The following is a 25409-nucleotide window of genomic DNA, read 5'->3' as shown; positions in this document are numbered from 1 at the left end:
TCAATTATGGCTGTTCAGCAGAACAAAAAATCCCGCTCTGCCCGTGACATGCGTCGTTCGCACGACGCCCTGACGGCAAGCACTCTGTCTGTAGAAAAAACCACCGGTGAAATTCACCTGCGTCACCACGTATCGCCAGAAGGCGTATACCGTGGCCGTAAAGTGATCGACAAGGGCGCTGACGAGTAATCACTTGTCTGCTCAAGTCATCGCGATTGACGCAATGGGCGGGGACTTCGGTCCCCGCAGCATTGTTCAGGCCAGCCTTGCTTGCCTGTCTGCTACACCCTCGCTGCACCTGACCCTCGTCGGTCAACCCTCCCTTCTTGAAGAATTGCTCTCTGGCGAATCAGCTGCGGATCGCTCGCGCCTGTCGATTGCTCCGGCATCCGAAGTTATCACCATGGACGAAAAACCTGCCCAGGCCTTGCGCGGCAAGCCTGACTCGTCGATGCGTGTGGCACTCGAGTTGTTGCGTGATGGCAAGGCTCAGGCGTGTGTCAGTGCCGGCAATACCGGTGCGCTGATGGCGTTGTCGCGATTTGTGCTGAAGACGCTGCCGGGCATTGACCGACCAGCGATGGTGGCGGCGATTCCGACACAGAAGGGGTATTGCCAGTTACTCGATCTCGGCGCCAATGTCGATTGCAGTGCCGAACACCTGTTGCAGTTCGCAATCATGGGGTCGGTGGCGGCGGAGGCTTTGGGTGTCGTTCGCCCGCGTGTGGCGTTGCTGAACATCGGCACCGAAGACATCAAGGGCAATCAGCAGGTCAAGCTGGCTGCAACCTTGTTGCAAAGTGCCCGTGGTATCAATTACATCGGCTTTGTCGAAGGTGACGGTTTGTACCGTGGCGAGGCGGACGTGGTGGTGTGTGACGGCTTTGTCGGCAACATCTTGCTCAAGTCCAGCGAAGGCCTGGCGACCATGATTGCCGGGCGAATCGAAGCCTTGTTCAAGAAAAACCTCGCCTCGAAAATGGTCGGCGCACTGGCGCTGCCGTTGATGAAGCGCCTGCAAGCCGAGCTGGCACCTGCGCGGCATAACGGCGCAAGCTTCCTGGGTTTGCAGGGGATTGTGGTGAAAAGCCACGGCTCGGCGGGGGTTCAGGGTTTCCAGAGTGCGATTTCCCGTGCGCTGATCGAGATCCAGGAAAACCTGCCGGAACGCATTCACGGTCGTCTGGAGGATTTGTTGCTTTAGGCGTTTTCGTCGGACAATGCTTAAATGTGACCGCTCAGTTCAATTGGCCATCCAACTGTCAGTTTCTTGCGTCCCCCGAGTGGGACGTCAATTCTTCGACGACAAGATCATTAGGGGCTCGTTACATGTCTGCTTCCCTCGCATTCGTCTTTCCAGGACAGGGTTCGCAGTCCCTCGGCATGCTGGCCGAGTTGGGCGCGCAACATCCTGTTGTCCTCGAAACATTCAAAGAAGCTTCCGATGCTCTGGGTTACGACCTGTGGGCACTGACCCAGCAAGGGCCGGAAGAGCAACTCAATCAAACCGATAAAACCCAACCGGCCATTCTGACCGCCTCGATCGCCTTGTGGCGTCTGTGGCTGGCTGAAGGCGGCGCGCGTCCGGCTTACGTTGCCGGTCACAGCCTGGGCGAGTACAGCGCGCTGGTCGCTGCTGGCAGCCTGAGCCTGGGCGACGCCGTCAAGCTGGTTGAGCGCCGTGGTCAGCTGATGCAAGAAGCCGTTCCAGCCGGGCAGGGCGGCATGGCCGCGATCCTCGGTCTGGACGATGCTGATGTGTTGGCAGCCTGTGCCGAAGCGGCGCAAGGCGAAGTGGTCAGTGCGGTCAACTTCAACTCCCCGGGCCAGGTGGTTATCGCCGGTGCCAAGGCTGCGGTCGAGCGCGCCATCGAAGGCTGCAAGGCGCGGGGTGCCAAGCGCGCCATGCCACTGCCGGTCAGTGTGCCGTCCCACTGCGAGCTGATGCGTCCGGCGGCCGAGCGTTTCGCCGAGTCGATCGCTGCGATCGACTGGCAAGCGCCGCAGATCCCGGTTGTACAGAACGTCAGCGCTACCGTGCCGGCCGATCTGGAAACCCTCAAGCGCGATCTGCTTGAACAACTCTACAAGCCTGTGCGTTGGGTCGAATCGGTCCAGGCGCTGGCCGCCAAGGGCGCGACCCAGTTGGTCGAATGCGGTCCTGGCAAAGTGCTGGCCGGCTTGAACAAGCGTTGCGCCGAAGGCGTGTCGACATCCAACCTCAATACCCCAGACGCTTTCGCTGCCGCCCGTGCAGCGCTGGCCTGAATCAGGAGAAACTTGCATGAGTCTGCAAGGTAAAGTTGCACTGGTCACCGGTGCGAGCCGCGGTATCGGCCAGGCCATCGCCCTGGAACTGGGTCGTCAGGGCGCCATCGTTGTGGGCACCGCGACGTCCGCTTCCGGCGCCGAGAAAATTGCCGCTACCCTGAAGGAAAACGGTATTCAAGGCACTGGCCTGGAACTCAACGTCACCAGCGACGAGTCCGTTGCTGCAGTACTGGCGAGCATCACTTCGCAATTCGGTGCGCCGGCGATCCTGGTCAATAATGCCGGCATCACCCGCGATAATCTGATGATGCGCATGAAAGATGACGAATGGCATGATGTCGTCGATACCAACCTGAACAGTCTGTTCCGCCTGTCCAAGGGCGTTTTGCGCGGTATGACCAAAGCCCGTTGGGGACGAATTATCAGTATTGGCTCTGTTGTGGGTGCCATGGGCAACGCAGGCCAAGTAAACTACGCAGCCGCCAAGGCCGGTCTGGAAGGTTTCAGTCGTGCACTGGCGCGTGAAGTCGGTTCGCGTTCGATTACGGTAAACTCGGTGGCCCCTGGGTTCATCGACACCGATATGACCCGCGAACTGCCCGAGGCACAGCGTGAAGCCTTGCAGACGCAGATTCCGTTGGGCCGTCTGGGGCAAGCTCAAGAGATCGCGTCTGTGGTCGCTTTTCTTGCATCCGACGGTGCGGCTTACGTTACTGGGGCTACAATCCCGGTGAACGGCGGGATGTACATGAGTTAAATGTGACGGATTGCTTCAAAAAAATGTCATACGAGCTGTCTAAAATCCGTTATAAAGCTGCAATCTATTTATAGGCAGGGGGTCGTCGGGTTTGAGGAGTGAAGCTTTCAGTTGAAAAACTGAAAAGTCTTTCTATACACTTACCCACTGGCCAGCTGCCTGAATTTGTCCATTAGGAGTGAAAACAAGGTATGAGCACCATCGAAGAGCGCGTCAAGAAAATCGTTGCTGAGCAACTGGGCGTTAAAGAAGAAGAAGTGATTAACTCCGCTTCCTTCGTTGAAGACCTGGGTGCCGACTCCCTTGACACCGTTGAGCTGGTGATGGCTCTGGAAGAGGAATTCGAGACCGAAATCCCTGACGAAGAAGCTGAGAAGATCACTACTGTACAAGCTGCAATCGATTACGTTACAAACCACCAGGCTTAATAGCTTGTAATCGTTGCTTGCTGTCATGGAAAAACCGCACTGCCTCATGGCGTGCGGTTTTTTCTTTAGGCCTGATGCAAAGTCGTCATTTGAAAAAGGAGAGTGCTGTGTCGCGTAGACGCGTCGTAGTCACCGGTATGGGTATGTTGTCGCCACTGGGCACGGATGTGCCAAGCAGTTGGCAGGGCATTCTGGCTGGCCGCAGTGGCATTGGTCTGATCGAACACACCGACCTTTCTGCCTATTCCACCCGTTTTGGCGGCTCGGTAAAGGGCTTCAATGTCGAGGAATACCTGTCGGTCAAGGAAGCTCGCAAGCTCGACCTGTTCATTCAGTACGGTCTGGCCGCAGGTTTTCAGGCGGTACGTAACGCAGGCCTTGAGGTCACCGACGCCAACCGTGAGCGCATCGGCGTGGCTATGGGTTCGGGTATTGGCGGTCTGACCAATATCGAAGAAACCAGCCGCACCCTGCATGATTCCGGCCCACGACGGATTTCTCCGTTTTTCGTGCCTGGCTCGATCATCAATATGATTTCCGGCTTCCTGTCCATCCACTTGGGTGCACAGGGACCTAACTACGCCATCGCCACCGCGTGCACGACCGGTACGCACTGCATTGGCATGGCAGCCCGCAACATCATGTACGATGAAGCCGACGTGATGATTGCCGGCGGCGCCGAGATGGCGGCGTGCGGTCTGGGCATGGGCGGCTTCGGTGCCTCCCGCGCACTGTCGACCCGCAACGACGAGCCAACCCGCGCCAGCCGTCCATGGGACAAGGGCCGTGATGGCTTCGTGTTGTCCGACGGTGCCGGCGCGCTGGTTCTCGAAGAACTGGAACACGCCAAGGCGCGTGGCGCGACTATCTATGCCGAGCTGATCGGTTTCGGCACCAGTGGCGATGCGTTCCACATGACTTCGCCTCCGGCAGACGGTGCCGGTGCTGCGCGTTGCATTACCAACGCCCTGCGTGATGCGAAAATCAATAGCGACCAGGTCCAGTACATCAACGCCCACGGCACCTCGACGTCGGCCGGCGACCTCGCCGAAGCCTGTGCGATCAAGTCGGTGTTTGGCGATCACGCCTACAAACTGGCCGTCAGTTCGACCAAGTCCATGACCGGTCACTTGCTGGGTGCAGCGGGCGCGGTCGAGGCGATCTTCAGCGTGCTGGCGATCAACAGTCAGGTGGCGCCACCGACCATCAACCTCGATGAGCCGGACGAAGGTTGCGACCTCGACTTCGTACCGCACACTGCGCGCAACATGGACATCGATGTGGTGCTGTCCAACTCCTTCGGGTTTGGCGGTACCAACGGCTCGCTGGTGTTCCGCCGGTTCGCTGACTGATGGACAGCTGGGTCGACGGTCAGCCGGCTGACGCTTTGTCGCTGAAAGATCGCGGCCTGGCTTACGGTGATGGTCTGTTCGAGACCATCGCCGTGCGTGGTGGGCAACCGTTGCTGCTGGACCGGCATCTGGCGCGTCTGGTCGATGGCTGCTCGCGCCTGGCGATCGCTGCCGATCATGAGTTGATCCGCAGTGAGCTGCTGGCCTATGCCGGTGCACTGGATGAGGGTGTGCTCAAACTCATCATCACCCGCGGCGACAGTCTGCGAGGTTATGCTCCCGATCCTTCGGCTCAGGCCCGACGCATTCTGCAAGGCAATCCACCCGCTGCTTATCCTGCCGTTCATGGCGAGCAGGGCGTTCGCCTGTTCCCCTGCGCGACACGATTGTCCAGGCAACCACTGCTTGCCGGCCTCAAACACCTTAACCGCCTTGAGCAAGTGATTGCTCGCGCTGAATGGCAAGATACGGAGCACGCCGAAGGCTTGATGCTCGATCAGGCGGGGCGCGTGATCGAAGGTGTGTTCAGCAACCTGTTCCTGATCCGCGATGGCGTGTTGATCACGGCTGATTTGAAACGCTGTGGTGTGGCCGGTGTGATGCGTGCCGAGTTATTGTTTCAAGCCGCGTCATTGGGGATCCCCACGCAAATCACCGACATCAGCCTGGATCAGCTGCAATGGGCCGATGAAGTCTTTGTCTGCAACAGCGTGTATGGCGTTTGGCCGGTGCGCGCCTATGCTGCGCTGAGCTGGTCGGTTGGGCCGCTCACCCGTAAACTCCAAACCATTGCCCGCGCGCTACTGGATGCTTGATACGTGAGACGTAAATTCTTGCTGCTGCTGGAAACCGGATTGGTTCTGGCAGGGCTGTGTCTGGGCGCCACCGCCTGGAAAATTCATTCGGCGCTCGAACAGCCACTGAACATCACCCAGGAAGAACTGCTGGAAGTGCCCAAAGGCACGACACCCACCCGCACCTTCTATCGACTCGAAGCTGATGGCGTCATCAAGGACGCTTTCTGGTTGCGAGTGTATTGGCGTTTCAACCTGGCGGGACAACCCTTGCACAAGGGCGAATACCGTATGCAGCCCGGCATGACTGTCGAAGGGCTGATCGACTTGTGGAAGCGTGGGGACATCGTTCAGTACAGCCTGACGCTGGTCGAAGGCTGGAATTTTCATCAGGTCCGGGCGGCATTGGCCAAGGATGAAAAACTCGAGCAGACCCTGAACGGCTTGAGCGATAGCGAAGTGATGACAAAGCTCGGCCACGCCGGGATCTTTCCCGAAGGTCGATTCTTCCCCGACACGTACCGCTTCGTGCGCGGCATGACCGACGTCGATCTGCTGAAAAAAGCCTACGATCGCCTCGACGAAGTCCTCGCCAAGGAGTGGGAACAGCGCGCTGCTGATGTGCCCTACACCGAACCCTATCAGGCGCTGATCATGGCCTCGCTGGTGGAAAAGGAAACCGGTGTGCCGCAGGAGCGCGGGCAGATCGCTGGCGTGTTTGTGCGGCGGATGGCGATTGGCATGCTGCTGCAGACCGATCCGACGGTGATCTACGGTCTGGGTGATCGCTACAGCGGCAAATTGACCCGTGCCCACCTCAAGGAGGCCACACCGTATAACACCTACATGATTTCGGGCCTGCCGCCGACCCCGATTGCCATGGTCGGCCGCGAAGCGATCCATGCCGCGTTGAATCCGGTGGCGGGCAACAGTCTCTACTTCGTCGCTCGCGGTGATGGCAGCCACGTGTTTTCCGATGATCTGGACGCCCACAATAATGCGGTGCGAGAGTTCCAGCTCAAGCGTCGTGCCGACTACCGTTCCAGCCCGGCACCGGCCTCGTCGCCCGACATCCAGAATGGCGAAACGCCGGACGCCGAGGCGCCGATTCCGGTCGCGTCTCCCAACCCCGAAGCCGAGGCTGTGCCGCCCGTAGCGCCTCAAGAACCTGCTGCTGAAGCCGTTCGGGAGCCTGCTCCGCAGCCAGACTCCGTGCCCGAGCCGGACGCAGCCGCGCCGCAAAACCCGCAATGACCCTGATTAAGGACTGCCTGTGACTGGCTTGTTTATTACCCTGGAAGGCCCGGAAGGCGCCGGCAAAAGCACGAATCGCGAATACCTGGCCGAGCGTCTGCGCGCCGCCGGTATCGAGGTGGTGCTGACCCGCGAACCGGGTGGTACGCCGTTGGCCGAGCGGATTCGCGAAGTGTTGTTGGCGCCGGTTGATGAAGTCATGAACCCCGACACCGAGTTGTTGCTGGTATTCGCCGCGCGGGCCCAGCATCTGGCCGAGGTGATTCGCCCCGCGCTCGCCCGCGGTGCGGTGGTCTTGTGTGATCGTTTTACCGATTCGACCTATGCCTATCAGGGCGGCGGTCGCGGTTTGTCGCTGGAGCGCATTGCGACTCTGGAGACGTTTGTCCAGGGCGATTTGCGTCCTGACCTGACGCTGATCTTTGATTTGCCGGTGGAAGTGGGGCTGGCCCGCGCCAGTGCTCGCGGTCGCCTGGACCGTTTCGAACTCGAAGGCCGGACCTTTTTCGATGCCGTGCGCAGTGCGTTCCTCAAACGCGCTGAAGCTGACCCGGCGCGTTATGTGTTGGTCGATGCCGCTCAGCCGCTGGCGCAGGTTCAACAGTCGCTGGACGCCTTGCTGCCACGTCTGCTGGAGTTGACCCGTGGCTGAAGCCTATCCGTGGCAGGACAGCCTCTGGCAACAGTTGGCCGGTCGCAAGCAACATGCGCACGCCTATCTGCTGCATGGCCCGGCCGGGATCGGCAAGCGTGCGCTGGCCGAGCGGTTGATGGCCAGTCTGCTGTGCCAGCGTCCGACCGCGCAGGACGCCTGCGGCGAATGCAAATCCTGCCTGCTGCTCAAGGCCGGCAGCCACCCTGACAATTACATCCTGGAACCGGAAGAAGCCGACAAGGCGATCAAGGTCGATCAGGTGCGTGATCTGGTCAGTTTCGTGGTGCAGACCGCACAAATGGGCGGGCGCAAGGTGGTGTTGATCGAGCCGGTCGAGTCGATGAACGTCAACGCCGCGAACGCCTTGCTTAAAAGTCTTGAAGAGCCTTCCGGCGATACCGTTTTGCTGTTGGTCAGCCACCAGACCAGCCGACTGCTGCCGACCATCAAGAGTCGCTGTGTGCAGCAGGCCTGCCCGCTGCCGAGCGAAGCGATGAGTCTTGCCTGGCTGGTCAAGGCCTTGCCGGACAGCTCGGAAGAAGAGCGTGTCGAACTGCTGACCCTGGCGGCCGGTTCGCCGCTCGCCGCAGTCAAGTTGCAGGCCCAGGGCGTACGCGAGCAGCGGGCGCTGGTGGTCGAAGGCGTGAAGAAGTTGCTCAAACAGCAGCAATCGCCGACGCAGTTGGCCGAAGAATGGAAAACCGTCCCGCAGTTGCTGTTGTTCGACTGGTTCTGCGACTGGTCGAGTCTGATCCTGCGCTATCAGTTGACCCAGGATGAAGAAGGGTTGGGATTGACGGACATGCGCAAGGTCATTCAATACCTGGCGCAGAAAACCGCTCAGGATAAAGTCTTGAGTATCCAGGACTGGATCCTCGCCCAGCGCCAGAAGGTCATGAGCAAAGCCAACCTCAATCCGGCCTTGTTGCTCGAAGCGCTGCTGGTGCAATGGGCATCCTTGCCTACCCAGAAGTGATCGTCTGGGCCTAGACTCTGATCATCAGCAATGGAGGTCAGCATGAATGAAGCCGTCAATCCGGGGCCACGCAACGGTATTCTGTCCCTGACCATCAAGGACAACTCTGTGCTTTACGCGGCCTACATGCCATTCATCAAGAACGGTGGCCTGTTTATCCCGACCAACAAGAGCTACAAGTTGGGCGATGAGGTCTTCATGCTGCTGAATCTGATGGATGAGGCCGAGAAGATTCCGGTCGCCGGCAAGGTTGCCTGGATTACCCCTAAAGGCGCGCAGGGCAACCGTGCCGCCGGGGTCGGCGTACAATTCAATGACGGCGACAACACCGCGCGCAGTCGAATCGAAACCCATCTGGCCGGAGCCATGAAGTCCGACCGTCCCACTCATACGATGTAAGTTGCAGCCCCTTTATGCTCGTAGATTCTCATTGTCACCTTGACCGTCTTGACCTCGCCGCCCACGACGGCTCCCTGGATGCCGCGCTCGATGCGGCCCGCCAGCGCGGAGTAGGGCACTTTCTGTGTATCGGCGTCAGCGTCGAGAACGCCGCGGACGTCAAAGCCCTGGCCGAACGTTATGACGACGTCGACTGTTCAGTGGGTGTGCATCCGCTGGATGTACAACCGGGTGCCGCGCCAGCGCTGGATTGGCTGTTGCGTGAGCTCAATCATCCGCGAGTGGTAGCGATCGGTGAAACCGGTCTGGATTATCACTACGAGCCGGAAGCGGCCGAGTTGCAGCAGGAATCGTTTCGCTTGCACCTGCAGGCCGCTCAGCAAACCGGCAAACCGGTGATCATCCACACCCGAGGCGCCCGCGAAGATACGTTGAGTTTGCTGCGCGAGGCCGCGTTGCCTCAGGCAGGCGTGTTGCATTGCTTCACTGAAGACTGGGACATGGCCAAGGCTGCGCTGGATATGGGTTATTACATTTCCCTGTCCGGCATTGTCACTTTTCGCAATGCCGATGCGTTGCGTGACGTCGCCAGTAAAGTGCCAGCTGATCGATTGCTGGTGGAAACCGACTCGCCTTATCTCGCGCCGATCCCTTATCGCGGTAAACCAAACCTGCCGCAGTACGTACGCGAGGTTGCGGAATTTCTGGCAATGTTGCGTGGTGAGTCCTATGAGCGATTTGCCGAGCAGACCACTGAAAACTTCAAGCGGCTGTTCCCGCTGGCGCATGTGAAAGGCTAAATCGCAGGCAAAAAAAACCCGGGTTCTGGGGGGTGAATCCGGGTTAAGACCATTAGGAGTAAAACAAAGGCACGCGGTCCGTTGGTACCTATATCGACGCGACACTTGGGGGAGATGCCCCGCCGACAGTTCAAGTATTGATCAGTATCGCGCCGAGTCCAGTTTACCGACCCAGGTTTTTAAACAATTTTGGAATACGCCCGCTTCGGAAGTGTTCTCATCAACTGGCGAACCTGTGTGAAATGATCAAGAAACACAGATATGGTCGGATGATCCGTGCATTTTGGCGCAAGTTAGGCATAATACGCGGCTTCGAATTTTGACCCCAACAGACCTTTTCTTATGCATAAAGAACCTCGTAAGGTCCGTGAGTTTCGTCGCCGCGAGCAAGAAATTCTCGATACCGCGCTCAAGCTGTTCCTCGACCAAGGTGAAGACAGTGTCACCGTCGAGATGATTGCTGATGCCGTCGGTATCGGCAAAGGCACGATCTACAAGCACTTCAAATCCAAGGCGGAGATCTATCTGCGCCTGATGCTCGATTACGAGCGTGATTTGAACGAGCTGTTGCATTCGGCTGATGTCGACAAGGACAAGGAAGCCCTGTCCCGGGCCTACTTCGAATTCCGCATGCGCGATCCGCAACGCTATCGCTTGTTCGATCGCCTGGAAGAGAAGGTGGTCAAGGGCAACCAGGTGCCGGAGATGGTCGAGGAGCTGCACAAGATCCGCGCCTCGAACTTCGAACGCCTGACCTTGCTGATCAAGGGCCGGATCAGCGAAGGCAAGCTCGAAGACGTTCCGCCTTATTTCCATTACTGCGCGTCCTGGGCGCTGGTGCACGGCGCGGTTGCGCTGTATCACTCGCCGTTCTGGAGCAACGTGCTGGAAGATCAGGAAGGTTTCTTCCAGTTCCTGATGGATATCGGCGTGCGCATGGGCAACAAGCGCAAACGTGATACCGACACGCCGAGCAGCTGAACCATTCAGTTGCCTTATCGCGCCATGATTTCGCTATATGGCGCAGTACCTCAGGAATATACTCAGGCATAGGACTTGCTAAAACTTGAGTTGTGAGTCAAGTTTTGCGCGTTCGAATTTCTTTTGCCGGAGTGATCCATGATCGTTGACCGTCAAGGCAGGCGTTTCCGCAATTTGCGGATCAGCCTCACCTCAGCCTGCAATTACGCGTGTACTTACTGCGTGCCTAATGGCAAGCGGCTGGTGGCTGCGCAGGATGAATTGTCGGCCGAGGCCATGGCCCGTGGCGTGGCGTATCTGATCGAAGCGGCGGGCATTGAGCGTTTACGCATCACCGGCGGCGAGCCGCTGGTCAGCCCTAAACTCGAAGCTTTCATGACCGCCGTCGGCAAGATGGGCCTGGAAGACATCAGCCTGACCACCAATGGTCAGCTGCTGGCAAAGAAACTGCCATTGCTGGTGGACGCCGGCATCCGTCGCATCAACGTTTCCCTCGATACCCTGGATGCCAGCGCATTCCGCAGCATTGCCCGTGGCGGAGATCTGGCGACCGTGCTCGACGGGATGGATCAGGCCAAGGCCGCCGGCTTGAAGATCAAGGTCAACATGGTGCCCCTGCGCGGGCAAAACCTCGATCAGGTGATGCCGTTGCTCGATTACTGCCTGGAGCGTGGCTATGAGTTGCGCTTCATCGAGCTGATGCGCATGGGCCACCTGGCCAGCGACAACAACGCCTTCCTGCAACAGTTCGTCAGCCTTCAGCAGTTGTTGAGCCTGATCGGCGAGCGCTACGAATACCTGCAAGCCGATGCGCCAGTAGACGCCACTGCAGTGCGCTACGAAATACCTGGGTTGGGCCACTTTGGCGTGATTGCCAACGAAAGCGTTCCCTTCTGCCGGACCTGCTCGCGACTGCGATTGTCATCCACCGGTTGGCTGCATGGTTGTTTGTCGTCGAGCAATCGTCACTATGTCGGCGATCTGTTGGACAAGCCGCGCCATCAGGCATTGCCGGCGTTGCAGCGGCTTCTGGTGAAAGCCTTGGGGGACAAGCAGGAAGTGGCGTTTTCGGGTGGTGCGACGGTCATGAAGATTATTGGCGGCTGATCGGGCCTCTTCGCGGGCAAGCCTCGCTCCTACAGGAGCGTGGCTTGCCCGCGATTGCTTTCGAACATACGACAATGCTCTTAAGCTGGCGCGGAAGCTGCATCCCATGGCCATTCGCCGGTTTTCCGTCACCGGCCTCTGGAGGGTAGGATGCGTAGCCTGGTTTTGCTGCTGGCCGTTTTGGCGCTTGGTGGCTGCATGAATGTCAGCGATATGGCTGAAGGAACTCGCTACCACATGAGCGATGCAGGGCTGCTGGATCACAGCGACAGCCGTCGGGTGAATAACCTGCGCATCCAGCCGGACTCGTTCATCTACATCGCCCAAGGTGCCTTCGCACCGCCGGGCAGTGCCTATCCGCGACCGAACGTGGTCGCTGAAGAAGCCTTCAATGGCTTCATCGAATACTTTCCGATGGTCCGCCGCGCGCGCGCCCCCGAAGGCCTCGACCAGGCCATGGGTGAAGCCCGCGCCGCCGGCGCCCATTACCTGCTTTACACGCGGTTCGCCAAAGCTGATGACCGTATTGGCAACTCGGACGAATGGCTCGATCAGGAATACGTGGATCGCCTCGGCATCGACAGCGGCGTGATTCAGATCATGTTGATTGAGACCAGCACCCAGTATTTGATTGATACTGCACGTATCAAGAGTCGTGGCGGTTTACTGACGTTCCACGATAACAAGCCACAAGACCTGATTGGCCCGCCGCTGGAGCAGTACGCGCGCAGCCTGATCGGGCTCAGCGACCAGTAATTCAAGGAGAACGCCATGAGTGGCCCGCAAAAAGCCAACGATTTGTTGGGGCAAATCCCCAAAACCAAAGGCTTGCCGCCGGTCCACCTGTGGAACCCTGACTTCTGTGGCGACATCGACATGCGCATCGCCCGTGACGGCACCTGGTTCTACTTGGGGACGCCGATCGGACGCAAACCGATGGTCAAGCTGTTCTCCACCATCATTCGTCGCGATGGTGATGATTACTTCCTGATCACCCCGGTCGAGAAGGTTGGCATCAAGGTCGACGACGCGCCGTTTGTGGCGATTGCCGTGGACGTGGAGGGCGAGGGCGAAGCTCAGCTGCTGCGCTTCACCACCAACGTCGACGAGACCGCGGACGCCGGCACTGAACACCCGATCCGCGTGGTGATCGATCCGGTCACGCAAGAGCCTGCGCCGTATGTGCATGTGCGCACCAACCTCGAAGCCCTGATCCATCGCAACGTGTTCTACCAACTGGTGGAACTGGCTGTTACCCGAGAAATCGACGGGCAACGCTGGCTTGGCGTGTGGAGCGGCGGCGAATTCTTCCCGATCGGTCTCGAGCCGTGAGACCGCTGAGTTGCTCTGTCCTGGAAAGCGGCCCGCGATAAGCGGGCCGTTTTATTGAGGTTACAAACCTTTGCTCTTGAGCAGAGCAGCATGGTCAAGGTAGAGCTTGACCGGGTTCACATTCCAGCTGTCGACCCCTGCAATCTGATTGACTGCGTCAAAGTGGTCCATCGGGTAATCCGAACTAATCACTTTCCCCAGGTGAGAACTGTATTGACCGACCAACCCGTCGTTAGCGTTCTTCTCTTTATAAAATAACTTCGATAGCGCAATACAGTTCAGGTGGGACGGATCGAGAGGTTGCAGGCTTTGAAAGTTTTGAACGATCCCGCTCCAGGAGTAGTAATACACGCCGTTTTCAATTTCTTTGCCTTCCCCGCCCCAATGTTCCGGTACCCCTTGTGGGTACTTACGATTGAAAGCGGCCAATCCGGCACTGGTCAGGGATTCGAAAGCTGCTTGAGCGTCCTGAGGGTTTTCCGGATGGCCGCTGATCAACGAAATGAAGGTGCCGACTGCTTTGAACAGGGCAAGTACGAGCGCTTCGGGCAACTCTCCAGGCGTCAGCGCCTTATGTAATTGGTCGGCAATCTCGGAGCCATGATTGGGGCAACTGACAGAAGTGACTGAAGCGACCTTTTCCGGATGTCGCGCCGCTACGTAGCGTGCGGCCAGTGGACCTTGGCTGTGGCCGATCAGATTGACCTTGGCGGTTCCCGTTTTCTGCAAAATGCGGTTGACGTGTTCGAGCAGTTTTTCACCGCGCTCCTCGTTACCGTTGACGGCTGGAATGTTAACGGCAAACACCTTGGCACCCGCGCGTTCCAACGCTTCCTTGATCCCGAAGAAGTAGGGATAACCGGCGATCTTGTCGAAGCCGAAAAGACCGTGGACCAACACAATCGGGTATTTCGTAGACGCATCCATGTTCATGCTTATACCTGTCGATAGCGGACTCAAGTGGAACAGATGCTATTGACTGCTTGATCTGTCGCGGCTAACCGTAGGTCACAAAGTGAGATCCTTCAAATCCTCGCCGGATGCCGTCAGACTCGAAAAATCAAATTGACACCCAATTGTATGATGATTAGCTTGAACACCCTTGCGAACGGCTTTGTGCCGTTCCTGCATCGAGGTGCCCATGTCCAGCAGTTTTCATGCGTCGACCGTCGATTGGCTGGGTTGCTGGATAGCCGCAGGCCAGGTCAAGCCTGGTGAAACCATCAAGGTCGAAGCCGACCTGGGCGAACAGCTGGGAGTCAGTCGCACGGTCATCCGCGAAGCCATCAAAACCCTGGTCGCCAAAGGCATGCTCGAAGTCGGGCCAAAGGTCGGCACGCGGGTGTTGCCGGTGCGACGCTGGAATCTCTTCGACCCGCAAGTCGTGGGGTGGCTGTCGCGCAGTGGCTTGCCGGAAAACTTCGTCGACGACTTGCTCGATCTGCGCCGCACCATCGAACCGATGGCGGTGCGCTGGGCGTGCGAGCGCGCTACGGTGGAACAGGTTCAAGCAATCTTGCAGGCCTACAACGCGTTGGAACGGGCGGTGGACAGCGGCATCGATTACAACCACGCCGACCGGTTTTTCCACGAATGCATTCTCGCCGCCAGCCACAACCAGTTCATCGAACAAATGGTCCCGGCCCTCGGTGCGCTGCTGGCGGTGTCTTTCGAAGTGTCCGCCGCCGACCCGGACGAACTGCGCCGCACGCTGCCGATTCACAAAGACATGGCCGACGCCATCGCCGCCCGGGATGCCGCGCGGGGTGTCTGGGCCTGCATGACCCTGATCGATAACGCTGACCTCGCGATCAAACGCTTCTACCCCAAAGTGATGGCCGACAAAAAAGCCAGCTAAAAACAAAGACCCCCTGTGGGAGTGAGCCTGCTCGCGATGAGGCCGGCCCATTCAATATTGATGTCGACTGACACACAGCTTCGCGAGCAGGCTCACTCCCACAAAAAAACAACAGCAGGAGGTTTCATGACGTGGAATGCGGTTACCGGACACCGTGCACAACTCGGTGAAGGCCCGTTCTGGGATGTGCCAACCCAGGCGCTGTACTGGGTGGACATCGCCGGCAAGCAAGCCCTGCGGCTGATCGGCGCCAACGTGCAGATCTGGGAAATGCCGGAACACGTGTCTGCGTTCATCCCCTGCGAAAGCGGCGATGCGCTGGTGACGTTAAGCAGCGGCGTCTATCGGCTGGACCTGGATTCACCAGGGCTTGAACCTAGATTGACCTTGCTCTGCGTCGCCGACCCGCAACCCGGCAATCGCGCCAACGAAGCCCGCTGCGATGCGCAGGGCCGGTTGTGGCTCGGCACCATGCAAAACAACATCGGCGAAAACGGTGAAGACCTGCCCATCGTGCGTCGCTCCGGTGGCCTGTTTCGCATCGACCGCGATGCCCGGGTCACGCCGCTGCTTCGCGGGCTGGGCATTCCCAACACATTGTTGTGGAGCGAGGACGAGACCACGCTGTTCTTCGCCGACAGCATGGACAAAACGTTGTACCGCTATTTCGTCCACACCGACGGTAACCTGGACACGGCGTACGTCTGGTTCGGTCCCCATGAGCGAGGCGGCCCGGACGGCTCGGCGATGGATGCCGAGGGTTTCATCTGGAATGCTCGCTGGGACGGCAGCTGCCTGATCAGGCTGACGCCGGACGGCTATGTCGACCGGGTGATCGAGCTGCCGGTCAGTCGCCCCACCAGTTGTGTCTTCGGCGGCGAAGATTTGAAAACCCTGTACATCACCAGCGCGGCGAGCCCGCTCAACCATCCGCTGGACGGTGCGCTGCTGTCGATTCGAGTCGACGTGCCAGGAAAACCCTGCACTCGCTTTGCTGGGTAGATCCCAAAATATGGGATGTAAAATTATATATTGAGATTATTTGGTGGTCGGGTTTATAGTCGGCCATCAGTTACACGCACTCACACTTAAAAAAACAAAACAGGTGAAGTGATGCAGCGATTTTCCAAACAGTTTTTTGACCGGACATCGACAGATGCCCGGTTTTTGTCGTGCCTGAAAAAGGGAGCCCTGATTCATGGCTGAACGTCTCTCCCTGCCGCCAATGATCGAACCGCCGAAGGGCAAGCGCCTGAAAGACAAGGTCGTGCTGGTCACCGGCGCCGCTCAGGGCATCGGCGAGGCGATCGTCGCGGCCTTCGTCAATCAACAGGCCAAAATAATCATCAGCGACATCCAGGGCGACAAAGTTGAAAAAGTCGCGGCTCGGTGGCGTGATCAAGGTTTCAATGTTCATGCGATCACGGCTGACGTATCTCGTCAGCAGGATCTGCACGCGATGGCTGAACTGGCCATCGAGCGACATGGCCGGATCGACGTGCTGGTCAACTGCGCCGGGGTCAACGTGTTCCGCGATCCACTGAAAATGACCGAAGAAGACTGGCATCGCTGCTTCGCCATCGACCTCGACGGCGCCTGGTATGGCTGTAAAGCCGTGCTGCCGCAAATGATCGAGCAGGGCATCGGCAGCATCATCAACATTGCCTCGACCCATTCCACGCACATCATCCCGGGCTGCTTCCCATACCCGGTGGCCAAGCACGGCTTGCTTGGGTTGACCCGCGCGCTGGGCATCGAATACGCACCCAAGGGCATTCGTGTAAATGCGATCGCCCCGGGCTACATCGAAACTCAATTGAACGTCGATTACTGGAACGGTTTTGCCGACCCCCACGCCGAACGTCAGCGGGCCTTCGATCTGCATCCGCCACGCCGTATAGGGCAACCGATAGAAGTGGCAATGACCGCCGTATTCCTGGCCAGCGACGAAGCGCCGTTCATCAATGCCTCATGCATCACCATCGATGGTGGTCGCTCGGTCATGTATCACGACTGAATAACACCGGATTCAGACGCGCAACTCCGTCTGAAATCCAATCATCATACGATATGACTATTTGCGGTACCGGCTTTCAAAATAACGCTCAAAAAAAATAACAAGGAGTCAGCTATGAATCGTCGTCGTGGGATCCGTTCCCTGTGCTGTGCCGCTTTGGCGGTCACTGCGGTCAGCTTGAGCAGCACGTTGCTGGCAGCCGAGGAAGTGAAAATCGGCTTCCTGGTCAAGCAGGCGGAAGAGCCCTGGTTCCAGACCGAATGGGCATTCGCCGAAAAGGCCGGGAAAGAGAAGGGCTTCACCGTGATCAAGATCGCCGTGCCGGACGGTGAGAAAACCCTCTCGGCCATCGACAGTCTCGCGGCCAACGGCGCCAAGGGCTTTGTGATCTGCCCGCCGGACGTCTCCCTCGGCCCGGCCATCATGGCCAAAGCCAAGCTCAATGGTTTGAAAGTCATCGCCGTCGATGATCGTTTCGTCGATGCCAATGGCAAGTTCATGGAAGACGTTCCGTACCTGGGCATGGCCGCGTTCGAAGTCGGCCAGAAACAAGGCAGCGCCATGGCCGCCGAAGCGAAAAAACGCGGCTGGGACTGGAAAGACACCTACGCGGTCATCAACACCTTCAATGAGCTCGACACCGGCAAGAAGCGCACCGACGGTTCGGTCAAAGCCCTGGAAGATGCCGGGATGCCGAAAGACCATATCCTGTTCTCGGCCCTGAAAACCCTCGACGTACCCGGCAGCATGGACGCCACCAACTCGGCCCTGGTGAAACTGCCCGGCGGCGCGAAAAACCTGATCATCGGCGGCATGAATGACAACACCGTGCTGGGCGGCGTGCGCGCCACCGAAAGCGCCGGTTTTGCTGCGGCCAACGTGATCGGCATCGGCATCAACGGCACTGACGCCATTGGTGAGCTGAAGAAGGCCAACAGCGGTTTCTTCGGTTCGATGCTGCCAAGCCCGCACATCGAGGGCTACAACACCGCGAGCATGATGTTCGAGTGGGTCACCACCGGCAAAGAACCACCGAAATACACCGCGATGGACGACGTGACACTGATCACCCGCGAGAACTTCAAGCAGGAACTGGAAAAGATCGGCCTGTGGAACTGAGGGCTGGTTGATTTCATCGGCGGCCCTGGCGACAGGGCTGCCTGATCTGTGTGATGAGGTGGTTTTATGCACGCGCAATTACAGACACATGAGCACAGCGTCAGCGGCAGCTTGCGCTTCAACGGGATCGGCAAAGCCTTTCCCGGGGTGAAGGCGCTGGACAACATCAGCTTCGTCGCTCATCCGGGGCAGGTTCACGCCTTGATGGGCGAGAACGGCGCCGGCAAATCGACCCTGCTGAAAATCCTCGGCGGTGCCTACACGCCGAGCAGCGGCGACCTGCAAATCGGCGAGCAGACCATGGTCTTCAAGTCCACCGCCGACAGCATCGCCAGCCGGGTGGCGGTGATCCATCAGGAACTGCACCTGGTCCCGGAAATGACCGTGGCGGAGAACCTGTTCCTCGGTCATCTGCCGGCCAGTTTTGGCCTGATCAATCGCGGTGCGCTGCGACAGCAAGCGCTGGCCTGCCTCAAAGGCCTGGCCGACGAAATCGATCCGCAAGAGAAAGTAGGGCGCCTGTCCCTCGGCCAGCGGCAACTGGTGGAAATTGCCAAGGCGTTGTCCCGTGGCGCGCATGTGATTGCCTTCGACGAACCCACCAGCAGCCTGTCGGCGCGGGAGATCGATCGCTTGATGGCGATCATCGGGCGACTGCGCGACGAAGGCAAAGTGGTGCTTTACGTGTCCCATCGCATGGAAGAAGTATTCCGCATCTGCAACGCGGTGACGGTGTTCAAGGATGGCCGCTACGTGCGCACCTTCGAGGACATGAGCGAACTGACCCACGATCAGTTGGTGACGTGCATGGTCGGTCGCGACATTCAGGACATTTACGATTACCGCAATCGCCAGCGTGGCGCCGTGGCGCTCAAGGTCGACGGTCTGCTGGGGCCGGGCTTGCGTGAGCCGGTGAGTTTTGAGGTACACAAGGGCGAGATTCTCGGCCTGTTCGGTCTGGTCGGCGCCGGTCGTACCGAGCTGTTCCGGATGCTCAGCGGGCTGACGCGCAATACCGCCGGACGCCTGGAGCTGCGTGGTCATGAGGTGAAACTGCGTTCCCCCCGCGACGCCATCGCTGCCGGCATTCTGCTGTGCCCCGAAGACCGCAAGAAGGAGGGCATCATTCCGCTCGCCAGCGTCGCCGAGAACATCAACATCAGCGCACGCGGGGCCCATTCCACCTTTGGTTGCCTGTTGCGCGGCCTGTGGGAGAAGGGCAACGCCGACAAGCAGATCAAGGCGCTGAAAGTGAAGACGCCCAACGCGGCGCAGAAAATCATGTACCTGTCCGGCGGCAATCAGCAGAAGGCGATTCTCGGTCGCTGGCTGTCAATGCCGATGAAAGTCCTGCTGCTGGACGAGCCCACTCGCGGCATCGACATCGGGGCGAAAGCCGAGATTTACCAGATCATCCATAACCTGGCCGCCAGCGGCATTGCGGTGATCGTGGTGTCCAGCGACCTGATGGAAGTGATGGGCATTTCCGACCGCATCCTGGTGCTCTGCGAAGGCGCGATGCGCGGCGAGTTGTCTCGCGCAGAGGCCAATGAATCCAACTTGCTGCAACTGGCTTTGCCGCGCCAACGCGCTGACGGCGTGGCGAACTGAGAGGTGACTATGACAATCCAAAACAACGCTCTGCCGACCCAGCGCAAACCTCTGGACTTGCGGCGTTTTCTCGATGACTGGGTGATGCTGCTGGCGGCCGTCGGGATCTTCGTGGCCTGCACGCTGCTGATCGACAACTTCCTGTCGCCGCTGAACATGCGCGGTCTGGGCCTGGCGATTTCGACGACCGGGATCGCGGCCTGCACCATGTTGTATTGCCTGGCGTCCGGGCACTTCGACTTGTCGGTGGGGTCGGTGATTGCCTGTGCCGGCGTGGTTGCGGCGGTGGTGATGCGCGACACCGACAGCGTGTTTCTCGGCGTCAGTGCCGCGCTGGTGATGGGGCTGGTTGTCGGGTTGATCAACGGCATTGTGATCGCCAAGCTTCGGGTCAACGCGTTGATTACCACCTTGGCGACCATGCAGATTGTTCGGGGTCTGGCTTACATTTTTGCCAATGGCAAAGCGGTCGGCGTGTCGCAGGAGTCGTTCTTCGTCTTCGGTAACGGCCAGTTGTTTGGCGTGCCGGTGCCGATCCTGATCACCATCGTGTGCTTCCTGTTTTTTGGCTGGCTGCTGAATTACACCACTTACGGGCGCAACACCATGGCCATCGGTGGCAACCAGGAAGCGGCGTTGTTAGCCGGGGTAAACGTTGACCGGACCAAGATCATTATCTTTGCCGTGCACGGTGTGATCGGGGCGTTGGCCGGGGTGATTCTGGCGTCGCGCATGACGTCCGGGCAGCCGATGATTGGCCAGGGTTTCGAGCTGACGGTGATTTCGGCTTGTGTGCTGGGCGGGGTGTCGCTGAGCGGCGGCATCGGCATGATCCGGCATGTGATTGCCGGGGTGTTGATTCTGGCGATTATCGAGAATGCGATGAACCTGAAGAATATCGACACTTTCTACCAGTATGTGATTCGCGGTTCGATCCTATTGTTGGCCGTCGTCATCGACCGCCTCAAACAACGCTGACACCCATTACCTGTGGGAGTGAGCCTGCTCGCGATGGCGTTGGTACATCCAGCATCAATGTGTCAGACCTGCCGCTAATCGCGAGCAGGCTCACTCCTACAGTTGATTTGTGTTACGCACAAATTTTGTATTCGCCTCAAATCCCCTGTGAGAGTGAGCCTGCTCGCGATTGACAGCGCAGCGGTCGCTTCTCCATCCGTCACTTCCCCTTAAATAATCCTTGCCCGTCCCAGCCCGTTTCGGTTATCAATTTGTACATGATTAGACAGGTACGATTTGACAAGAAACAACGGGTGGTCGACGAACTCATCCGGCGCATCGAAAGCGGCCTCATGGAGGACGGCTTTCTGTTGCCGGGCGAGCATCAGTTGGCTCTAGAATTCAAAGTCAGCCGCGGCACGCTGCGTGAGGCCCTGGCCGAGTTGAAACGACGCAACTACATCGCGACCCAAAGCGGCGTGGGCTCCATCGTCACCTTCGACGGTGTGGTGCTCGATCAGCGCAGCGGCTGGGCGCAGGCGCTGGCTGACAGCGGGGCGCTGATCAATACCGAAGTGCTGCGACTGGAAGCGGTGACGCGTCCTGACCTGCTGCCGCGCTTCGGCACCGACCAGTTCATTACCCTCGACCGGCGCCGCCGCTCCACCGACGGCAAGCTGGTTTCCCTCGAACGCTCATTGATGCCCGCCACCGGAGGCCTGGAAAGCCTGCCGCGCGTCGGTCTGATCGACAACTCCCTGACCATCACCCTGGCCGCTTACGGCTACATCGGCGAACGCGGCGATCAATGGATCGGCGCAGAACCCTTGAGTGCCGAAGACGCCGAGTTGCTAGGGCGCCCGGTCGGCACCGTCTTCCTCAAAGCCTTGCGCACCACGTACGACCGCCAAAACCGCTTCATGGAACAGGTCGAAAGCTTGCTCGACCCGGTGCACTTTCGCCTGCACCTGCAATTTGGAGAGTCAAAATGACCGTGCTCGACCGTGCACTGGGCGCGTTCTACGGACTGGCCTTGGGCGATGCGCTGGGCATGCCGACGCAATCCCTGAGCCGCGCCGACATCAAGGCGCGCTTCGGTGCGATCACCAATCTGCAAGACGCCGGCCCCGATCAACCGATTGCCGCCAACATGCCCAAGGGCTCGATCACAGACGACACCGAACAGGCGATTCTGGTCGGTCAGTTGCTGGTGGACGGTGAAGGCCGGATTGAACCGGCCGTGCTCGCTCAACGGCTGATCGAATGGGAGGCCGAGATGCAGGCCAAGGGCTCGCAGGATTTACTCGGGCCTTCGACCAAACGCGCGATTGAGATGATCCTCGCCGGCCATTCGCCGGAAGAAGCGGGGCGCTACGGAACCACTAATGGCGCGGCGATGCGCATCACGCCGGTGGGCATCGCGGCGGATGTCGCCAACCCTGAGCGGTTCATCAGCGCCGTGGTGCAAGCCTGTCAGGTCACCCACAACACCACGCTGGGGATTTCCAGCGCGGCGGCGGTGGCGGCGGTGGTCTCGGCCGGCATCAACGGCATGGACCTGGGCGAAGCCTTGAACCTCGGCCAGCAAATCGCCCAGCAAGCTGAAAGCCATGGCCACTGGGTGGCGGGTGGACGGATTGCCTCGCGCATCAGCTGGGCGCGGACCATCAGCGTCGACAGCGACAAAGCGTTGCTGGCGGATTTGATGTACGACGTGATCGGCACTTCGGTGGCTTCGCAGGAATCGGTGGTGGTCTCGTTTGCCCTGGCGCAACAAGTCGCCGTCGGTGAAATGAGTGCCTTCGAAGCGGTGTGCATGGCCGCGAGTCTGGGCGGTGACACCGACACCATCGCGGCGATACTCGGCGCGATGCTTGGGGCCTGTCTGGGGCTTGGGAGTTGGCCGGTGGCGATGATCGACCGGATTAAAGCGGTTAACTCGTTGGAGTTGGAACCGTTAGTAAAAGGACTGTTAGCTTTGCGCTGACTGGACTGGCGCCTTCGCGAGCAGGCTCGCTCCTACAGGTACGGCGTCCATCATTCCTGTGGGAGCGAGCCTGCTCGCGATAGGCGCGCCGCCTGTTTGAATTGATAACCCCGCAATGGATCGCACGGACTTGGCCAGGACAGCCGGGCTGTTGTTTTCGTCTTCCGTCATTGCCCACAACCACAACAAAGGCAACAGGAGCATTTTTCATGAGTTCATCGAACGCCGGGCAAAGCGCCGGGCAACTGGAAACACGCGGCATCGAACCGGTGCCGGAAGCGGAGTGCAACGGTCATCCGCTGCAACTGTTCTGGGTCTGGTTCGCGGCCAACATTTCCATCCTCGGCCTGCCGTTGGGTGCCACGCTGGTGGCGTTTCGCGGGTTGGCGATCTGGCAGGCGATCATCGTCGCGATCCTCGGCGCGGCGGGTTCTTTCGCGGTGGTCGGGATCATCTCAATCGCCGGTCGCCGTGGTCGGGCGCCGAGCCTGACCCTGTCGCGAGCGATCTTCGGTGTGCGCGGCAATATCGGCCCGACCCTGGTCTCGCTTATGTCGCGGCTGGGCTGGGAAACCGTCAACACCACCACCGCCGCCTTCGTGCTGCTGTCGCTGTGCTCGATCCTGTTCGGTTCGCCGGTGGAAGCTAAAAGCGTGCCGGTACTGACCCTGATCTTCATCGCGATTTTCGTGCTGCTGACCTTGTCGGTGTCCGGCCTCGGGCACGCCACGTTGCTGGTGATCCAGAAGTGGGCGACTTATGTGTTCGGCGCGCTGAACATTCTGGTCGGCGGCTTCCTCTGCGCCACCATCGACTGGAGCGCGGTGTTCAACGCCACGCCCGCGCCGTTGAGCGCGATGATTATCGGCGTCGGCACCATGGCCGCCGGCACCGGGATCGGCTGGGCCAACGCGGGCGCCGACATGTCGCGCTATCAGCACCGCAGCGTCAAAGCCGTGCGTCTGGTGGCGTCGGCGGCCTTCGGTGCGGGGATTCCGCTGGTGCTGCTGATCACCCTCGGCGGCCTGTTGTCGGTGGGCAACAACGACCTGGCGTCGGCCACTGACCCGATCATCGCGATCCGCGACATGCTGCCGACCTGGATGGCCGTCCCTTACCTGATCACCGCGTTCGGCGGATTGTTGCTGTCGAACAACCTGTCGGTGTACTCCGCCGGCTTGACCACGCTGACCCTAGGCCTCAAGGTCAAACGCGTCTACGCCGTGGTGGTCGACATCGTCGCGATCTTCGCCGGTTCGATCTACTTCATGCTGATCGCCGACAGTTTCTACGGCCCGTTCATTACCTTCATTTCGCTGCTGGCGGTGCCGATCACGGCGTGGGTCGGGATCTTCGTCGTTGACCTGATCCATCGTCATTACTACAGCCCCCAAGACTTGCTGGACGTCAGTCCGAGCAGCGCCTACTGGTACAGCGGCGGTATCGAGTGGCGCGCGTTTGGTGCGTGGGCGGTGGCGATCGTGCTGGGCTTCAGCTTCACCACCATTGGCACCACCGAACAAAACGTGTGGTTCCGTGGGTTTCTGTCTGACTCGTGGCTGGGCCATAACGGCCTCGGCTGGATCGTGACGTTCCTGGTGGCCGGCGGGATTTATTTTGTACTCGGTGGGGCGAAGGATCGTCGCGCCGCAATCACCGAGAACGCTCATGCCTAAATTGCTGCACACCGGCCAGGTCATCATCGACCTGGTCATGGCCGTGGATAAACTGCCTCAACCGGGCGGCGACGTGCTGGCGCAATCCGCCAGTTTCGAAGCCGGCGGCGGTTTTAACGTGATGGCCGCCGCTGCGCGCAACGGGCTGCCAGTGGTCTACCTTGGCCGTCACGGCACCGGTCGTTTCGGCGACCTGGCCCGTGAGGCGATGAAGGCTGAAGGCATCCGGATCGGCATCGCACACAAGGCCGAAAGGGATACCGGGTTGTGCATTGCGGTGACCGATGCATCGGCCGAGCGCAGTTTCATTTCCTACATCGGTGCCGAAGGCGAATTGACGGCCGAGGACCTGGCGAGAGTGTCGGGCGAGGCGGGCGACTACGTTTACGTCAGCGGTTACAGCCTGCTGCACGCCGGCAAGGCGCAAGCACTGGTGGACTGGGTGCTGGGGTTACCGAAAGCGATCAACGTGGTGTTCGATCCGGGACCGTTGGTGGATTCGCCGGATCAGCCTCTGATGCAGGCGTTGTTGCCGCGCATTGATCTGTGGACCAGCAACAGTGTCGAGGCGCTACGGATTACCGGGGCGTCGGACATTGCCGAGGCGCTGGACAGGCTGACCGATCATCTGCCGGCCGAGGTGTTGATGGTGGTGCGCGATGGCCCGCAAGGGTGCTGGATCAGTCAGCGCGGCGACCGACAGCACGTGCCCGGTTTCAAGGTTGAAGCGGTGGACAGCAATGGCGCCGGCGATGCGCATGCCGGGGTGTTTCTGGCGGGGTTGGCGCAAGGGTTGCCCGCGGGTGAAGCGGCGCGGCGGGCGAATGCAGCTGCGGCGTTGGCGGTCACTCGGTGGGGGCCGGCGACTTCGCCTGGGACTGTTGAGGTGGATGAGTTGATCCGCAACAACTTTGGTGGCTGACCTGACGACTTCGCGGGCAAGCCTCGCTCCTACAGGGGATTTGCGAACGACACAAATCCCCTGTAGGAGCGAGCCTGCTCGCCATGGGGCCACTAAATTCACTAGAGATCCTAAAGGGATTTCTCCAGCTACTTGTAGCGTCGGTAAAACGGTCGC

27 protein-coding genes are annotated in these 25409 nt (G+C 59.5%); 26 read left to right on the top strand and 1 reads right to left on the bottom strand.

Features of this window, described 5'->3' with window-relative positions:
- Positions 1 to 6 precede the first annotated feature (6 nt).
- The 16 genes from rpmF to ACYZTY_RS20075 all read left to right on the top strand — a co-directional run bounded on the left by rpmF (position 7) and on the right by ACYZTY_RS20075 (position 13106).
- Positions 7 to 189 carry a 50S ribosomal protein L32 gene (rpmF, locus tag ACYZTY_RS20150; protein WP_008152339.1) on the top strand — a complete coding sequence of 61 codons (183 nt, stop codon included), beginning with the start codon at positions 7 to 9 and terminating at the stop codon, positions 187 to 189.
- 4 nt (positions 190 to 193) lie between these two features.
- Positions 194 to 1204, top strand: coding sequence for a phosphate acyltransferase PlsX (gene plsX / locus ACYZTY_RS20145; protein WP_461955180.1), 1011 nt, complete (start codon positions 194 to 196; stop codon positions 1202 to 1204).
- A gap of 125 nt (positions 1205 to 1329) precedes the next feature.
- Positions 1330 to 2268 (top strand): ACP S-malonyltransferase, encoded by a 939-nt coding sequence (fabD, locus tag ACYZTY_RS20140; RefSeq protein ID WP_008152335.1) that lies wholly within the window; start codon positions 1330 to 1332, stop codon positions 2266 to 2268.
- A 16-nt stretch (positions 2269 to 2284) separates the two neighbouring features.
- The gene (gene fabG / locus ACYZTY_RS20135) at positions 2285 to 3028 is read left to right on the top strand and encodes a 3-oxoacyl-ACP reductase FabG (protein ID WP_461955179.1); all 744 of its coding nucleotides are present in this window, start codon (positions 2285 to 2287) and stop codon (positions 3026 to 3028) included.
- Positions 3029 to 3219: 191 nt separating this feature from the next.
- Entirely contained in the window at positions 3220 to 3456 is a 237-nt protein-coding gene (gene acpP / locus ACYZTY_RS20130) for an acyl carrier protein (RefSeq protein ID WP_150713999.1), read from the top strand.
- A 107-nt stretch (positions 3457 to 3563) separates the two neighbouring features.
- On the top strand, positions 3564 to 4808 hold the full coding sequence (fabF, locus tag ACYZTY_RS20125) for a beta-ketoacyl-ACP synthase II (RefSeq protein ID WP_131062725.1): 1245 nt from the start codon (positions 3564 to 3566) through the stop codon (positions 4806 to 4808).
- Entirely contained in the window at positions 4808 to 5623 is an 816-nt protein-coding gene (gene pabC / locus ACYZTY_RS20120) for an aminodeoxychorismate lyase (RefSeq protein WP_461955178.1), read from the top strand. The genes fabF and pabC overlap by 1 nt, the downstream gene beginning before the upstream one ends.
- A 3-nt stretch (positions 5624 to 5626) precedes the next feature.
- Positions 5627 to 6856: an endolytic transglycosylase MltG gene (gene mltG / locus ACYZTY_RS20115; RefSeq protein WP_461955177.1), complete on the top strand. Its 1230-nt coding sequence runs from the start codon at positions 5627 to 5629 to the stop codon at positions 6854 to 6856.
- Between the two features lie 19 nt (positions 6857 to 6875).
- Entirely contained in the window at positions 6876 to 7508 is a 633-nt protein-coding gene (gene tmk / locus ACYZTY_RS20110; RefSeq protein WP_008152325.1) for a dTMP kinase, read from the top strand.
- Positions 7501 to 8487 (top strand): DNA polymerase III subunit delta', encoded by a 987-nt coding sequence (locus ACYZTY_RS20105; protein ID WP_461955176.1) that lies wholly within the window; start codon positions 7501 to 7503, stop codon positions 8485 to 8487. The genes tmk and ACYZTY_RS20105 overlap by 8 nt, the downstream gene beginning before the upstream one ends.
- Positions 8488 to 8529: 42 nt before the next feature.
- Complete coding sequence (locus tag ACYZTY_RS20100) at positions 8530 to 8886, top strand: PilZ domain-containing protein (RefSeq protein WP_461955175.1); 357 nt, start codon at positions 8530 to 8532, stop codon at positions 8884 to 8886.
- 14 nt (positions 8887 to 8900) lie between these two features.
- A complete protein-coding gene (locus ACYZTY_RS20095; protein WP_461955174.1) occupies positions 8901 to 9686 on the top strand; it encodes a TatD family hydrolase in 786 nt (261 codons plus the stop codon).
- Between the two features lie 342 nt (positions 9687 to 10028).
- A complete protein-coding gene (locus tag ACYZTY_RS20090; protein WP_008152317.1) occupies positions 10029 to 10667 on the top strand; it encodes a TetR/AcrR family transcriptional regulator in 639 nt (212 codons plus the stop codon).
- A gap of 138 nt (positions 10668 to 10805) precedes the next feature.
- A complete protein-coding gene (locus tag ACYZTY_RS20085) occupies positions 10806 to 11774 on the top strand; it encodes a GTP 3',8-cyclase MoaA (protein ID WP_403108147.1) in 969 nt (322 codons plus the stop codon).
- A gap of 150 nt (positions 11775 to 11924) precedes the next feature.
- Complete coding sequence (locus ACYZTY_RS20080; protein ID WP_010461840.1) at positions 11925 to 12530, top strand: DUF4823 domain-containing protein; 606 nt, start codon at positions 11925 to 11927, stop codon at positions 12528 to 12530.
- A gap of 15 nt (positions 12531 to 12545) precedes the next feature.
- Positions 12546 to 13106: a DUF1285 domain-containing protein gene (locus ACYZTY_RS20075; protein ID WP_461955173.1), complete on the top strand. Its 561-nt coding sequence runs from the start codon at positions 12546 to 12548 to the stop codon at positions 13104 to 13106.
- A 60-nt stretch (positions 13107 to 13166) separates the two neighbouring features.
- Here ACYZTY_RS20075 and ACYZTY_RS20070 read toward each other — a convergent pair whose 3' ends face one another.
- On the bottom strand, positions 13167 to 14039 hold the full coding sequence (locus ACYZTY_RS20070) for an esterase/lipase family protein (protein WP_461955172.1): 873 nt from the start codon (positions 14037 to 14039) through the stop codon (positions 13167 to 13169).
- A gap of 208 nt (positions 14040 to 14247) precedes the next feature.
- Here ACYZTY_RS20070 and ACYZTY_RS20065 point away from each other — a divergent pair, with 208 nt between their 5' ends.
- From ACYZTY_RS20065 to ACYZTY_RS20020, 10 genes are all read left to right on the top strand, one after another.
- On the top strand, positions 14248 to 14964 hold the full coding sequence (locus tag ACYZTY_RS20065) for a FadR/GntR family transcriptional regulator (protein WP_461955171.1): 717 nt from the start codon (positions 14248 to 14250) through the stop codon (positions 14962 to 14964).
- A gap of 126 nt (positions 14965 to 15090) precedes the next feature.
- Entirely contained in the window at positions 15091 to 15966 is an 876-nt protein-coding gene (locus ACYZTY_RS20060; protein ID WP_461955170.1) for an SMP-30/gluconolactonase/LRE family protein, read from the top strand.
- Positions 15967 to 16162: 196 nt separating this feature from the next.
- Positions 16163 to 16981, top strand: a complete 819-nt coding sequence (locus tag ACYZTY_RS20055) for an SDR family oxidoreductase (RefSeq protein ID WP_461955169.1) — start codon at positions 16163 to 16165, stop codon at positions 16979 to 16981.
- A 114-nt stretch (positions 16982 to 17095) separates the two neighbouring features.
- Complete coding sequence (locus ACYZTY_RS20050; RefSeq protein WP_461955168.1) at positions 17096 to 18100, top strand: substrate-binding domain-containing protein; 1005 nt, start codon at positions 17096 to 17098, stop codon at positions 18098 to 18100.
- Between the two features lie 66 nt (positions 18101 to 18166).
- The gene (gene araG, locus ACYZTY_RS20045; RefSeq protein WP_461955167.1) at positions 18167 to 19711 is read left to right on the top strand and encodes an L-arabinose ABC transporter ATP-binding protein AraG; all 1545 of its coding nucleotides are present in this window, start codon (positions 18167 to 18169) and stop codon (positions 19709 to 19711) included.
- A gap of 9 nt (positions 19712 to 19720) precedes the next feature.
- Positions 19721 to 20689: an L-arabinose ABC transporter permease AraH gene (gene araH / locus ACYZTY_RS20040; protein ID WP_461955166.1), complete on the top strand. Its 969-nt coding sequence runs from the start codon at positions 19721 to 19723 to the stop codon at positions 20687 to 20689.
- Between the two features lie 257 nt (positions 20690 to 20946).
- On the top strand, positions 20947 to 21660 hold the full coding sequence (locus ACYZTY_RS20035) for a GntR family transcriptional regulator (protein ID WP_461955165.1): 714 nt from the start codon (positions 20947 to 20949) through the stop codon (positions 21658 to 21660).
- Positions 21657 to 22655 (top strand): ADP-ribosylglycohydrolase family protein, encoded by a 999-nt coding sequence (locus tag ACYZTY_RS20030; protein ID WP_461955164.1) that lies wholly within the window; start codon positions 21657 to 21659, stop codon positions 22653 to 22655. Before ACYZTY_RS20035 ends, ACYZTY_RS20030 begins: the two co-directional genes overlap by 4 nt.
- A gap of 209 nt (positions 22656 to 22864) precedes the next feature.
- Positions 22865 to 24331, top strand: coding sequence for a purine-cytosine permease family protein (locus ACYZTY_RS20025; protein ID WP_461955163.1), 1467 nt, complete (start codon positions 22865 to 22867; stop codon positions 24329 to 24331).
- On the top strand, positions 24324 to 25253 hold the full coding sequence (locus ACYZTY_RS20020; protein WP_461955162.1) for a PfkB family carbohydrate kinase: 930 nt from the start codon (positions 24324 to 24326) through the stop codon (positions 25251 to 25253). Before ACYZTY_RS20025 ends, ACYZTY_RS20020 begins: the two co-directional genes overlap by 8 nt.
- Positions 25254 to 25409: the final 156 nt, after the last annotated feature.

The organism is Pseudomonas sp. LB1P83 (assembly GCF_054897885.1).
Note: the sequence above shows the minus strand (reverse complement) of the source record. Positions and strands in the feature narration are given on the sequence as shown.